The following is a 12,764-nucleotide window of genomic DNA, read 5'->3' as shown; positions in this document are numbered from 1 at the left end:
TTTGTTCATTTAATTATTTTAAGGCATTAATAGCATCAAAAAGTTTTTTTGCTCCCATTTGTGGGTAATTAAGAGCTAGTCCGTCTATTACAGGAATATCTGTATCAGGAACCTTTACACCTACTTTTACGATTGCTGCAGGATTTTCTGATGCGATTAATTCTTCGATGTTGTCTGTAATTACATTACATTTTACTACTTCTACGTCTTTTCCGCAATTTTTTTGAATTAAATCTTCAAATTTAGCAAATTTTGCATCTTTCATGCTTGCTGCTACTATAATTTTCATATTTTACTCTCCTTACGATTTTATCCTTTAATATTATAAATTAAATTTCATTTGATTTCAAGTGTTCTGATGTAAAATTAATATAAGTTGACTTTTGATGAAGACGGATTAAGTGTTTTTAGTCCTCCGTCAATATAAAGCACTTGTCCTGTCATATAATCAGATAAATCAGTTGCTAAAAATTCGATTACTTTCGCACAGTCTTCTGTAGTTCCAAGTCTTCCCATAGGTACTTTTTCAGTTAATTCTTTAAATTGTTCTTCAAAGTGTGCATCCCATTTAACCGTGTGTATGTAGCCCGGTGCAACCGCATTTACATTTACTCCGTAAGGCGCAAGTTCAAGAGCAAACATTCTTGTCAGAGCATCTACTCCGGCTTTTCCTGCAGAGTAATGTGCCTGAGTGATAAATAGTGGAACAGAACCTCCTACAGATGAAATATTTATTATTTTGCCGCTCTTTTGTGCTTTCATTTGCTTACCCGCATATTTGCAGAAAATAAAAGCAGATAAAAGATTTATATGTAGTGCGTGTACAAATTTGTCTGTTTCCATTTCTGTTGCAAGAGCAGGACCGGCTCCTCCCGTTCCGCCTACATTATTAATGAGAATATCAATATGTCCGAATTCTTTTATTACTTCTTCAATTACCATTTTTCCGAATTCATCATCTGTTGCATCACCTTCAAATGCCATTGACTTTCTTCCCAGTACTTCAATCTCTTCTTTTACTGTAGGAGCCAATACATCTTCTTCTTTGAATTTAGAGGCTTTTATGTCTAAATCCGTAATTACTACATCTGCTCCGAGCTTAGCAAGTCTTAAAGCGTATTCTCTTCCTATTCCTCTTGCTGCCCCTGTTATTAAGGCAACTTTTCCTAAAAGTTTCTCTTCCATTTTTTCTCCTTTTATAATTATCTTATTGTTCTGCCACCGTCAACGTGGATTTTTTGACCTGTTACATTACTTGACATATCACTGGCAAAGAATAGTACTGCTTGAGCAATTTCTGCTGGTTCTGAAAATTTTCTTAGAGGGATTTCGTTTGTAACTCTTTTTCTCTTTTCTTCGCTGAAAAATTCTCTGACCATATCTGTTTCTGTAGGTCCCGGAGCAACTATATTGCATCTTATTTTATTGATACCATGATTTTGTGCAACTGAGCGCATTAATAATTCAACACCAGCTTTACTCATTGCATAAGCGCCGTTTCCGCTGCTTGGCTGTTCTACTGCAGATGAAGAAATACTTACAATACTTCCGCCTGTTTTTTGTTCTTCCATTTGTTTTAATACCAGGGTTGTCATGTAATATGTTCCGTCCATATTTATTTGCATAAGTTTATGATATTCTTCGTTAGTTATATCCAGTATGCTGTTCTTAGAAAGACCCATACCCGAGTTATTTACCAAAATATCTATATGTCCAAATTCTTCTATTGTTTTATTAACCAAATTAACACAATCTTCATAGTTTGAAATATCCGCTTTTATTGTAATTGCTTTTGAGCCCATTTTTTCAATGGTTTCTTTTACTTCATTAGCTGATTTTTCACTTGAGCGATAATTAATAACCACATCTGCACGGTTTTTGCCAAAAAGCTCTGCTATTGCTTTTCCTATTCCTGTTCCCGCACCTGTTACAATTGCTACTTTTCCTTTTAACATTTTACTCTCCTTTGTGTCTTTTAAAGATTTTTAATTTGTAATAAATATAAATCCTTACATTTGTAACATATTATTATAAAAGTAATAATATGTCATGACTTTTTTTATATTCTATCATACTTAATATTGACATGTCAATAAACATAATTACCTTTATTAAATTTTTTAAATGATAATAACCTTTATATAATTATTTTACGAATTTTATAATTTTTAAAGATCAAAAACATAACTAAGATTAAAAGAAAAAGAGTGGATAATTTCTTATCCACTCTCAGTCTTAACATTTTAATAAAGTTACTTTTTTTATTTTTGGTTTATAGAATTGTTTTTCGTTCTTTTAAATAAATCTTTTTTTGTTCTCGTAATAAATACTTAAAAATAAAATAAAAAATTATTTAACAGCGTTTACTAAATCTTCTTTGAATTGTTTTAGGCCAACACCTGTAAGTAAGCATCTACCGTTAAGAAGTGGAGTATCACCGATGTCTCCAGGAATATCAGTAGTACCAACGATTACGTCTGGTTTGATAACTTTAACTTTTGAAGCAGTTTCAGCAGCTTTACATTGAACTGTTTTAACTTGAATACCAGCTTCTTTACAAATTCCTTCACATTTTTTTGCAGCTACTGTAGATGTAGCAATACCTGTTCCACATGCAACTAAAATAGTTTTCATATAATAAAATCCTCCGTTTAATTAAATAAATAATATAATTCTAACCTGCCCAAAATATGTACTTTTAAAGATTTATTTAAAGCAACTTTTATTACAAACGGTTTAACCGTTTTGTACCGAACTTGATTTAGAGCCCAATAATTTTACCATAGCTTCAAAGAATTCAAGTTTAAATTCTTTAATGCCAACCTCTGAAATCAACGCTTTTCCGTTAATGACGGGTATATCAAACTCCTCATTCATATTTGTAGTAGTAACTATAATATCAGGATCAATCATTTTTTTTCTGGCTTTTGCATCAGAGGTCTTGCATTGATATGTATCAATTTCTATGTTCTCATCTTTACATAACGACTTTAATTTTTCAGATGCTAAAGTCGATGTTGCGACACCGCTTCCGCATACAACTAATACAGTAATCATAATTATCCTTTCATACTACTTTTGCACAAAACTATTATATCATAAATACTTTTATTTGAAACAATAAAATTAGGATTTTTTGAAAAAAAGTTTCGTTATGTTACAATTGCTCACAAATAAAATTTATCATTATAATATTGTAAATATTTAATTTTATGCTCGTTCCTACACTTTGAATTTTAATATTATATTTACTTTTTTTCAATATGTTTTTAAAAGTTTTACTGTTATTTTAATGGTATTTTTGTTATATAAATTATATTGAAAATATAAAATAATTAATTTAATATAAAAAATACTTTTCTTAAATTTTTCTTAAAAATTCAATGTTCAGTTGATAGAATCCCTTATAAATGTTAGAATAAATAAGGTATCGGTGTGCCTGTAGCTTAATGGATAGAGCAAGCGGCTTCGGACCGTTTAGTGGGGGTTCGACTCCTCTCAGGTGCGCCATTGAAAGAAGAGGGAAAAATGAAACATAGTATTATCAAAAAAATAGGTATAATTATTTTTTCTTATATCCTCATTATTTGTGTTGCTTTTTATTTTTGCGATAGTATCAAGGAAAATCCGACAGTCAGATATTCCTTAAAATCAATCAGTGCAGGACTTGATTATGAACAAAGAATGTTTAAGGGGCATAGCGGTAAAAAAAGTGTAGAAAGAATAACCAAACCTTTTTTAACGAAAAAAGACCTTGATAAAATAGACTTAAAAAATGTAAATAAACTTATGATCGTGGCTCATCCAGATGACGAAACTTTATGGGGAGGCGTTCATCTCATAAAAGATAATTATTTGGTATTGTGTCTGACTAACGGAAAAGCGACAGGAAACGTAAGATATGATGAGATAAACAAAGTATTAAATAAAACTCACGATAAAGGAATTATACTATCTTATCCCGATGCTTATAAATTAGAAAGAGTCGATTGGGGTAAAGCCGGATTTATTCCTTATATAACCGAAGATATTAAAACAGTTCTTACATATAAAAAATGGGATGAAATAGTAACTCATAATCCTGAGGGTGAATATGGACATATACATCATATTTATACCAATAATATAACAACAAAAGTATATAAAAAATATATAAATAAAAATAACTTATATTATTTTACAAGATATTATAAAAAAGGTGATTTATTCAAAGTAGAAGATAAACTAAAAAAGCTTCCTCAGGCTGAAGTAGATGAAAAAATGGACTTGCTTGATTTATATGCTTCGCAGCCGGGTGCATTCGTTAAGTACGGCCAAATGATTAAATATGAGAAATTCATAAATGCAAAAGACTTTAAGAATTCAATATAGATATTGTTAAATAGTAAAATTATGTTATAATTATTAAAAATAAGATTTGCTTATGGAGGATAATATGAACGCTAAAAAAGCCATGGTTATTGTTGAAGGATTATTGGTAGTAGCATTAGCAATATGGGTATTTTTCTTAAAATAATATACAACTAAGAGGGTAATATGCTGATTTGCATATTACTTTTTTATAATATAACTTAATAATATAAACTTATAAAAATTTATATTAGATTAAGAGTATTTAAGAAATATCATAATAAAAATATACTTTATAATATATAATTTGATAATAACATGATATTAGATTAAATTGATGTGAATATATATTTATGTTTTAAAACAATATAGGATTTATTTAATGTGGGAGGAAATTATGATTAGTTTAAAAGAGATAAAAAGTCGTGCCGCCGAACTTCTTAAAAAGAATTTATGGCGACTTCTCGGTTGTGTGTTATTAGTATCTTTGGTTTCAATGGCTATATCTTATATAGGGACCAATATTTTCAGTGAGGTTCCATTGATGCAAATATTGATATACTTGATTAACTTATATGTGTCCACAGCCCTTGGGATAGGACTTTATAAGATTTTATTTAAGATAGATGACGAAAAGGATTTTAGTGTAACCGACTTGTTTTCATTTTTACCTAATGTAAAGGAATGCGTGCTTGTATATTTACTTCAGCTTTTACTTATTATTATAATAATAGCAATATCTATTTTACTGGGAATGATATTCTTTACAAGTGATTTTGTGAACATCTATAACTCATATCCTTTTATTTCCCGTAATATGATGGCAAATATAATTTTATCTATTTTTCCGAAGATATTGTTTTACGTTTTGATTGTTTCTGGAGTATCATTGGTATGTGATATTTTTCCGGCACTGTCTATGGGTATTGTTGCAAAAGAAGATGAAGGTTTAAAGAAAAATCTATTCAGTAATACTTTTTCTATTGGGTTTAAAAATATTAAAAACTATGTTTTATTGAATTTATGGTTTTTGTTATTGATCATTATTACTTGTATTCCTTTCTTTATTGCCCTTTTTGTAGGTGTAGGCAGTGAGAGTGGTTTTGGTGTTATACTTGTGATTTTGATTACGATACTTTGGGTAATATGCATTATAGGTCTGTCTTTATATTTTTCTTTAGCAATCGCTATTTTATTTAATAGGATCCTTAAAAATAATAATGACAACGATAATTTAATCGAATCTAAATCAGATTATGAGAATGATATAAATGAAAATTTATAAAAGATTTTAATAAATAAAAATAAAAGGACTTAAAAAGTCCTTTTTTATTTTTTATATGGAATTATTTATATTTAAATAATAATTTTAAAGGTAGTAAATTAAGTGAAATTCTTTATAAAAATAAGTGAATATTTATATTTTTAAGGAAAAATAAAGTTTTGTTTGCTAGAATTAAAATGAATAATTATAATATTTTGTTTATAAAAATTTTAAACCAAGTGTAATAATCAATCATAATTATATCTATAGTTGAATAATTATTTAAAATTAAAAAATAGATTTAATTTTCAGAATTTTTTTAATTCTTATTTTCCTAAGTGGGTAAATATGGTATAATAAATTAATTATACTTATTAGTCTTTGACTGGGAGGTTTAGTATGTTACATAGAGAAGATAACACACAAAAAAAATACGCATTTTTAAAAGATACGCTAAGTATGTTTTATAAAAAATATGGTTATGAGCAGATAACTATACCTATGTTTATGCCATATGAATTATATAAAAAATTTAATTTTTCACATCAGAATGAGGAATTGAAATTAATAGACGGAAACGGAAATATTTTGGTGATAAGAGCTGATGCTACTTTCCATGTTTTAAAGACAGTCTCAACACTTAAAAGCAAGGAAAATGAAAAATATTTTTATGAAGCAAAAGTATTCAGAAATATGAATAAAGATTATACTTTAGATGAAATCAATCAAACCGGAGTAGAATGTTTTTTAAAGGAAAGCGATATCGTGGACAGCGATATCATAGCGCTTGCAATAAACAGCCTTTTTGCCCTTGGTATTAAAGATATAAGACTTGATTTATCACATGCCGATTTTGTATATGCATTGATTGAGGAAATCGACGAAATCAAAAAAGATGAGGTAGAGATAGTCCATAAATTTATTGAACAAAAAAACAGAGATGATTTAATAAGTTATCTCGACAAGAAAAATGTTGATATAAAATATAAAGATAAGTTAATTGATATTTGTATGCTTTTCGGAGATTTTGAAGAAGTCATAAATAAAGCAAGAACCATAGCAATAAATGATAAGATGAACGATGCACTTGATAAAATAGAGGGCGTTTATAATATTTTAAAACTTTATGATTTGGATAAATATGTTTATCTTGATTTGGGCTTTACAAATGCTATGAATTATTACAGCGGTATCATGTTTAAAGTGTATTCCATAGATGCCGGAGGAGAAATCATAAACGGTGGAAGATATGACAGACTTGCAAGGAAAATTGCGGGAAGAAGCGGAGCCTGCGGGTTCAGTCAAAATCTTGATTTGACAGCTCAGATTTTATCTGATAACAATGATGATTTCTTCAGTGTCGATTATTTGATTTACTCTATCAAAGAAGACATAAAAAAAGGAATCGATATGTCAAAACAGTTAAGAGCTAAGGGATATAACGTTTCTTTAATGGAAGGTAAAAATTTCAAAGTTGTCGACAGAAAAAAGAACAGGAATTTAAAAAGAGAAGAAATCGTGAATTTGATAGGAGAATAAAATGATTAAAATAGCAGTAGCAAAAGGAAGAGTAGCTAAACAAGCTATTAAATTATTTAAAGAGTTTGGTATTACTTTTTCCGAATTTGATTTAAACAGAAAATTGATTTTAAACAGTGATGACGGAAGTGTCCAAATGGTTCTTGTTAAACCGAGCGATACGCCTATATATGTTGAAACCGGAGTTTGTGATTGCGGTATTGTAGGTAAAGATATTTTACTTGAAGATAACCCTGATGTATATAGATTGTTTCCTTTAAATATAGGTAGATGTAAGATGTGTGTGGCAGGATTTAAAGGCACCGATATAAGAAATATGAAACAGATCGTTGCGGCTTCAAAGTTTGTAAATACAGCTAAAGAATACTTTGACGGTCTTGGAATCAAGGCAAAGATCATAAAGATAAACGGTTCTGTTGAACTTGCCCCTCTGCTTAATATGTCGGATGTAATAGTTGATATAGTTGAAAGCGGGGTAACTTTAAAGGAAAACGGGCTTAATGTGCTTGAAGAAATTTTTGATATATATTCTGTTTTTATAGTTAATAAGGCCAGCCTTAAAATGAAACATTCATCTTTAAAGCCTTTTATAGAGAACTTGCAGAAGGCAAGCGATAGGATGGTGTAGAGATGAATATAGTAGATTTAAGAAACGAAAAAAATATTTTAAGTGTTGTCAAAGAAAAGCTTCAAAGACATGGGAATAAGTTAAACGAAGTAGAAAAGTTAGTTGAAAATATAATAATAGATGTAAAAGAAAATAAAGATAAAGCCTTACTTAGAATGATGAAAGACTTTGATAAAGTAGAAGTTGAAAGTCTTAAAGTAGATAAAGAAGACATAAAAAAGGCTTATGAAAATGTTGATAAGGATTTTCTTGAAGTATTAAAAGAGAGTAAGGATAATATAGAAAAGTATCATAAAAATCAAAAGTATTCTCATTTTGATATGGATGAGGGAAGAAAAAGACTTACGCAAAAAGTCACACCTATCGAAAGAGTAGGGCTTTACATACCCGGAGGCAAAAGCCCTTATCCTTCCACCGTACTGATGAATGCGGTTCCCGCAAAAGTAGCGGGAGTAAAAGAAATAGCTTTGATAACGCCTCCTAATAAAGAAGGCAAAGTCAATGAAAACATATTGGCAGCAGCGTATCTTTGCGGTGTGGATGAAATTTATTTGTCGGGAGGTGCGGGTGCCATAGCCGCTCTTGCCTACGGTACCGAAACCATTAAACCTGTCTATAAAATATGCGGACCGGGAAATTTATTTGTTGCAGAGGCAAAGAGAAAAGTTTACGGAGATGTTGATATAGACATGTTGGCAGGCCCAAGTGAAGTCCTTGTTATTGCCGATGAAAAATCTGATCCGAAATTTGTAGCGGCTGATTTATTATCTCAGGCAGAACACGATGAAAATGCGGCTTGTATTCTTGTTACGACGTCAGAGGATTTAGCAGGTAAAGTAAAAGAAGAAGTTAATAACCAGCTTAAAGAATTATCTAAAGTTGATATCGCAACTAAATCGGTTGAAAATTATGGAATAATATTTGTCGTTGATAATATTGATGAAGCTTTCGAAGTTTCCAATGAAATTGCTCCGGAACATTTAGAATTATCTTTGGAAGAACCTTTTGATTATATAGATAAAGTACAAAATGCCGGAACAGTATTCATGGGAGAATATACTCCCGAGCCTGTAGGGGATTATTTTGCAGGTTCCAATCATACTATCCCTACATCTGGAAAAGCAAAATTTTATTCTCCGCTTTCAACATATGACTTTTTAAAAAGGACGAGCATAGTATACTATTCAAAAGAAGAGCTTACAAAACAAAAGGATAAGATAATAAAATTTGCAAATAAAGAGGGGCTAACCGCTCATGCAAAAGCCATTGAAAGGAGATTTGAATAATGAGCATTAAGGACTTGGTAGTGCCGGCTTTAAAAGATTATGAGTATTATAAAGCTGCGGGACAGGACTATAGAATAATTTTAAATGCTAATGAACATTATCAAAATTTCCTCGGAACAAAACTTCAGGATGATTTTATCGACAGAATGAAGAGTATAGATATAAACAGATATCCTGACCCTTATGCCAATAGACTCAGAGAAAAGTATGCTAGCCTTATTGGTGTAGCTTCGGAGAATTTGATTGCTACATCGGGTTCCGATGAAGGAATAACAATAATAAATAATACTTTTATGGATAAAGATGATATTGCCATAAGTTATGAGCCTACATTTTCCATGTATAAACAAGCTGCTATTTTAGCCAAAGGTAAATATATAGGTCTTAATAGTGATAAAGAAGATTTATCTCCCGATATAGATAAATTGATTGAAGAAGCAAATAAAAATAATGCAAAGATAGTTTACATATGTACTCCGAATAATCCAACGGGATATTTATATTCAAAAGACGAAATAAAAAAAGTAATAGATAATACCAAAGGGCTTGTGATTATTGATGAAGCATATATTCACTTTGCGGAAGATGACAATATGGATTTGCTTAATTACAGTGACAGAGTCATTATTTTAAGGACTTTGTCAAAGGCATTCAGCGGAGCGGGGCTTAGAGTAGGTTTTATTGTTGCAAATAAGGAAATAATAAACTTTTTATTTGCCGCAAAGGCACCTTATAATCTATCCGTTACCTCGCAGACAGCGGGAGAAGTTCTCGTAGATAATCATGAACTTATAGAAGAAGAATTAAAGGTTATAAAAAAAGAAAGAGACAGAATAGTAAATGTTCTGAAAAATTATAAAGATATCCTTATACTTCCACTTAATGCAAATTTTATAACGATAAAAACCGAAAAAGCAAAAAAACTGTATGAAGAATGTGAAAAAAGAAGTATCTCCATAAGGTCTTACGGAGATGAACTTGAAAATGTAGTAAGAATCACTGTAGGAAGTAAAGAAGAAAATAATGAAGTAATAGATGTGATAAAGGAGGTTTTCTAAATGAGGTCAAGTTTTGAACACAGAGTAACCAAAGAAACAGATATTGAAGTAAATCTTAATTTAGACGGAAGCGGTGTCGTTTATTCCGATACGGGTGTGGGATTTTTTAATCATATGATAGATTTACTTGCAAGTCACTCTAAATTCGATATTGATATTAAAGCAAAAGGTGACTTTGAAGTTGATAATCATCATACCGTAGAGGATATTGGGATTGTTCTTGGGAAATGTTTTAAAGAAGCGATTTCGGATAAGAGAGGCATCAACAGGTATTCGACCTTCTTTGTTCCTATGGATGAAGTCTTGGCAAGAGTATGTGTGGATGTGAGCGGAAGAGGCTATCTTGTTTATGAAAATCCATTTACGGTCGAAAGAATAGGTGATTTTGAGACAGAAATACTTGAAGACTTTTTATATGCATTTTGTATAAATGCGGGTATCAATTTAAATATCAAAGTACTGGACAAGGGAAATAATCATCATATGTGTGAAGCTATTTTTAAAGCTTTGGCAAGAGCTTTAAGAGAGGCAACTGCAATTGTCGGTGATGATATCCCTTCAAGCAAAGGTGTATTATGATAGGAATAATCGATTACGGTGCGGGTAACCTCAGAAATGTATATAACACTTTAAGCAGGCTTGGTTATGAAAGTGTAATCACTAATGATACAGAAGTTTTAAAAAACTGTGAAAAGCTGATTATACCCGGAGTAGGCGCTTTTGAAGACGGGATGAAGGGGCTTAGAGAAAATAATCTTATTTCATTCTTGAACGATTGGGTAAAGGACGGTAAATATCTTCTCGGTATATGTCTCGGAATGCAGCTTCTGTTTGATAAAAGCTATGAAATGGGCGAACATGACGGTCTTGGTTTTATAAAAGGCGATGTCGTACCCTTTGATATCCCAAAGAGTTATAAAGTTCCTCATATGGGGTGGAACGAGCTTATTATAAATCAAACTGACAATATCGTAAAAGATGTAAATAATGGCGAATATGTATATTTTGTTCATTCTTACCATGCGGATAAGATGAATGATGAAGATTTGATTGCTTACAGCGAATACCATTATAACGTTCCGGCAGTAGTAAGACACGGAAACGTAATAGGAATGCAGTTTCATCCGGAAAAAAGCGATAAAACAGGTACAAAATTACTTTTAAATTACTTAGGAGAATAATATATGATAATATTTCCTGCAATAGATATAAGAGACAATAAATGTGTAAGACTTTCTCAGGGGGATTATGATAAACAAACCGTTTACTTTGATAACCCTTTTACCGTAGCGGAGGATTTTGAAAAAAGAGGTGTAAAGTATCTTCATATCGTAGACCTTGATGCTGCGTTGATAGGGAAGCTTACTAATTTCGATATTATAAAAAAGATTATCACGGATACAAATATGCTCATCGAAGTCGGCGGCGGTATAAGAGGAGAAGAACAAATCAAGAAATATGTTGATATAGGTGTGGACAGAGTATCTATAGGAACAAAAGCAGTCAAAGATTTTGCATTCCTAAAAGAAATGTCTGAAAAGTACCCATATAAAATAAGTCTGTCTTTAGATGTAAAAGACGAATATGTCTATATAAAAGGCTGGAGTGAAAACAGCGGGATTTTGATTTGGGATTATCTTGATAAAATAAAGGATTTGCCTCTTACCGGTATAGTTGTGACTGATATTAAAAAGGACGGTATGCTTAGCGGGCCGAGCTTTGAATTGTATAGAAAGCTTAAAAAAGCAACGAAGCATAATATAGTTGTATCGGGCGGCGTATCTTCACTTGATGATATCAATAAATTAAAAGAAGATGATACTTACGGAGTGATAGTAGGTAAAGCTTTATATGAAAATAAGTTTAGTGTAGAGGATATAATATGTTAGCAAAAAGAATTATACCATGCCTTGATGTTGACCACGGCAGAGTGGTAAAGGGTAAACAATTTGCGAATATAAAAGATGTGGATGACCCCGTTAAATTAGGTAAAAGATATTCCGAGCTGGGTGCAGACGAACTGGTATTTTACGATATTACCGCTTCAAGCGATGAAAGAGATATATTTATACATACCGTAGAGGATATAGCAAAAGAAGTCTCCATTCCTTTTACTATCGGAGGCGGAATAAGAACAGTCGAAGACTTTAGAAAAGTACTGCTTGCCGGTGCGGATAAAGTAAGCGTCAATTCCAGTGCCGTTACTAATCCAAGTATAATTTCCGACGGCGCCAAAAGATTTGGTTCTCAGTGTGTTGTTTTATCTATAGATGCAAAGAGAAATGATAAAAACAGCTGGGATGTTTATGTAAAAGGCGGAAGAGAAAATACATATATAGACGCTGTTGAGTGGGCTAAAAAAGGCGAAGATTTGGGCGCCGGAGAAATTTGTATCAATTCCATAGATACCGACGGAGTGAAAAATGGTTTTGACCTTGAACTTATAGAAAAATTAAATAGTATTTTATCCATTCCTATCATTGCCTCAGGCGGAGCAGGAAGAATGGAGCATTTTCTTGAGGTATTAAAATCTGGTGCAGACGCTGCTTTGGCAGCCAGTGTATTTCATTTTGGGGAAATAGATATTATGGAGCTTAAAGAGTATTTAAAAGATAATAGTATAGAAATGAGGTTGTGAA

General features: G+C 31.3%; 15 protein-coding genes and 1 tRNA gene. 11 read left to right on the top strand and 5 right to left on the bottom strand.

Annotated elements, in window-relative coordinates; genetic code table 11:
* Positions 1-13 precede the first annotated feature (13 nt).
* From ANASTE_RS06810 to ANASTE_RS06790, 5 genes are all read right to left on the bottom strand, one after another.
* Positions 14-289, bottom strand: a complete 276-nt coding sequence (locus tag ANASTE_RS06810; RefSeq protein WP_007050250.1) for a hypothetical protein — start codon at positions 287-289, stop codon at positions 14-16.
* Between the two features lie 77 nt (positions 290-366).
* On the bottom strand, positions 367-1,185 hold the full coding sequence (locus ANASTE_RS06805) for an SDR family NAD(P)-dependent oxidoreductase (RefSeq protein WP_007050249.1): 819 nt from the start codon (positions 1,183-1,185) through the stop codon (positions 367-369).
* Between the two features lie 17 nt (positions 1,186-1,202).
* Entirely contained in the window at positions 1,203-1,955 is a 753-nt protein-coding gene (locus tag ANASTE_RS06800) for an SDR family NAD(P)-dependent oxidoreductase (RefSeq protein ID WP_007050248.1), read from the bottom strand.
* Positions 1,956-2,349: 394 nt separating this feature from the next.
* Positions 2,350-2,634: a PTS sugar transporter subunit IIB gene (locus tag ANASTE_RS06795; protein ID WP_007050247.1), complete on the bottom strand. Its 285-nt coding sequence runs from the start codon at positions 2,632-2,634 to the stop codon at positions 2,350-2,352.
* 102 nt (positions 2,635-2,736) lie between these two features.
* Complete coding sequence (locus ANASTE_RS06790; RefSeq protein WP_007050246.1) at positions 2,737-3,057, bottom strand: PTS sugar transporter subunit IIB; 321 nt, start codon at positions 3,055-3,057, stop codon at positions 2,737-2,739.
* A gap of 378 nt (positions 3,058-3,435) precedes the next feature.
* Between ANASTE_RS06790 and ANASTE_RS06785 the strand changes: the two genes are divergently transcribed.
* The 11 genes from ANASTE_RS06785 to hisF all read left to right on the top strand — a co-directional run bounded on the left by ANASTE_RS06785 (position 3,436) and on the right by hisF (position 12,763).
* Positions 3,436-3,510 (top strand) — tRNA-Arg (locus ANASTE_RS06785).
* A gap of 18 nt (positions 3,511-3,528) precedes the next feature.
* The gene (locus ANASTE_RS11745) at positions 3,529-4,371 is read left to right on the top strand and encodes a PIG-L family deacetylase (protein ID WP_083781757.1); all 843 of its coding nucleotides are present in this window, start codon (positions 3,529-3,531) and stop codon (positions 4,369-4,371) included.
* A 376-nt stretch (positions 4,372-4,747) separates the two neighbouring features.
* Positions 4,748-5,635, top strand: a complete 888-nt coding sequence (locus ANASTE_RS06775) for a hypothetical protein (protein WP_039945302.1) — start codon at positions 4,748-4,750, stop codon at positions 5,633-5,635.
* 378 nt (positions 5,636-6,013) lie between these two features.
* Positions 6,014-7,153: an ATP phosphoribosyltransferase regulatory subunit gene (locus ANASTE_RS06770; RefSeq protein ID WP_007050243.1), complete on the top strand. Its 1,140-nt coding sequence runs from the start codon at positions 6,014-6,016 to the stop codon at positions 7,151-7,153.
* Between the two features lies 1 nt (position 7,154).
* The gene (gene hisG / locus ANASTE_RS06765) at positions 7,155-7,781 is read left to right on the top strand and encodes an ATP phosphoribosyltransferase (RefSeq protein WP_007050242.1); all 627 of its coding nucleotides are present in this window, start codon (positions 7,155-7,157) and stop codon (positions 7,779-7,781) included.
* Between the two features lie 2 nt (positions 7,782-7,783).
* A complete protein-coding gene (hisD, locus tag ANASTE_RS06760; protein ID WP_007050241.1) occupies positions 7,784-9,067 on the top strand; it encodes a histidinol dehydrogenase in 1,284 nt (427 codons plus the stop codon).
* Positions 9,067-10,125, top strand: a complete 1,059-nt coding sequence (gene hisC, locus ANASTE_RS06755; RefSeq protein WP_007050240.1) for a histidinol-phosphate transaminase — start codon at positions 9,067-9,069, stop codon at positions 10,123-10,125. The genes hisD and hisC overlap by 1 nt, the downstream gene beginning before the upstream one ends.
* Positions 10,126-10,704 carry an imidazoleglycerol-phosphate dehydratase HisB gene (gene hisB, locus ANASTE_RS06750; RefSeq protein WP_007050239.1) on the top strand — a complete coding sequence of 193 codons (579 nt, stop codon included), beginning with the start codon at positions 10,126-10,128 and terminating at the stop codon, positions 10,702-10,704. It abuts the gene before it with no gap.
* A complete protein-coding gene (hisH, locus tag ANASTE_RS06745) occupies positions 10,701-11,306 on the top strand; it encodes an imidazole glycerol phosphate synthase subunit HisH (protein ID WP_007050238.1) in 606 nt (201 codons plus the stop codon). The genes hisB and hisH overlap by 4 nt, the downstream gene beginning before the upstream one ends.
* A gap of 3 nt (positions 11,307-11,309) precedes the next feature.
* Complete coding sequence (gene hisA / locus ANASTE_RS06740; protein WP_007050237.1) at positions 11,310-12,014, top strand: 1-(5-phosphoribosyl)-5-[(5-phosphoribosylamino)methylideneamino]imidazole-4-carboxamide isomerase; 705 nt, start codon at positions 11,310-11,312, stop codon at positions 12,012-12,014.
* Positions 12,008-12,763, top strand: a complete 756-nt coding sequence (hisF, locus tag ANASTE_RS06735) for an imidazole glycerol phosphate synthase subunit HisF (RefSeq protein WP_007050236.1) — start codon at positions 12,008-12,010, stop codon at positions 12,761-12,763. The genes hisA and hisF overlap by 7 nt, the downstream gene beginning before the upstream one ends.
* Position 12,764: the final 1 nt, after the last annotated feature.

The sequence above is a fragment of the Anaerofustis stercorihominis DSM 17244 genome (genome assembly GCF_000154825.1).
GTDB lineage: Bacteria > Bacillota > Clostridia > Eubacteriales > Anaerofustaceae > Anaerofustis > Anaerofustis stercorihominis.
The sequence above is the reverse complement of the archived record's forward strand: the minus strand, read 5'-3'. Positions and strand labels throughout refer to the sequence as shown.

Bases quoted from the DNA above. Each gene is read 5' to 3' on its own strand.
- ANASTE_RS06810 (WP_007050250.1), bottom strand. From the start codon at position 289: ATGAAAATTATAGTAGCAGCAAGCATGAAAGATGCAAAATTTGCTAAA.
- ANASTE_RS06805 (WP_007050249.1), bottom strand. From the start codon at position 1,185: ATGGAAGAGAAACTTTTAGGAAAAGTTGCCTTAATAACAGGGGCAGCA.
- ANASTE_RS06800 (WP_007050248.1), bottom strand. From the start codon at position 1,955: ATGTTAAAAGGAAAAGTAGCAATTGTAACAGGTGCGGGAACAGGAATA.
- ANASTE_RS06795 (WP_007050247.1), bottom strand. From the start codon at position 2,634: ATGAAAACTATTTTAGTTGCATGTGGAACAGGTATTGCTACATCTACA.
- ANASTE_RS06790 (WP_007050246.1), bottom strand. From the start codon at position 3,057: ATGATTACTGTATTAGTTGTATGCGGAAGCGGTGTCGCAACATCGACT.
- ANASTE_RS11745 (WP_083781757.1), top strand. From the start codon at position 3,529: ATGAAACATAGTATTATCAAAAAAATAGGTATAATTATTTTTTCTTAT.
- ANASTE_RS06775 (WP_039945302.1), top strand. From the start codon at position 4,748: ATGATTAGTTTAAAAGAGATAAAAAGTCGTGCCGCCGAACTTCTTAAA.
- ANASTE_RS06770 (WP_007050243.1), top strand. From the start codon at position 6,014: ATGTTACATAGAGAAGATAACACACAAAAAAAATACGCATTTTTAAAA.
- hisG (WP_007050242.1), top strand. From the start codon at position 7,155: ATGATTAAAATAGCAGTAGCAAAAGGAAGAGTAGCTAAACAAGCTATT.
- hisD (WP_007050241.1), top strand. From the start codon at position 7,784: ATGAATATAGTAGATTTAAGAAACGAAAAAAATATTTTAAGTGTTGTC.
- hisC (WP_007050240.1), top strand. From the start codon at position 9,067: ATGAGCATTAAGGACTTGGTAGTGCCGGCTTTAAAAGATTATGAGTAT.
- hisB (WP_007050239.1), top strand. From the start codon at position 10,126: ATGAGGTCAAGTTTTGAACACAGAGTAACCAAAGAAACAGATATTGAA.
- hisH (WP_007050238.1), top strand. From the start codon at position 10,701: ATGATAGGAATAATCGATTACGGTGCGGGTAACCTCAGAAATGTATAT.
- hisA (WP_007050237.1), top strand. From the start codon at position 11,310: ATGATAATATTTCCTGCAATAGATATAAGAGACAATAAATGTGTAAGA.
- hisF (WP_007050236.1), top strand. From the start codon at position 12,008: ATGTTAGCAAAAAGAATTATACCATGCCTTGATGTTGACCACGGCAGA.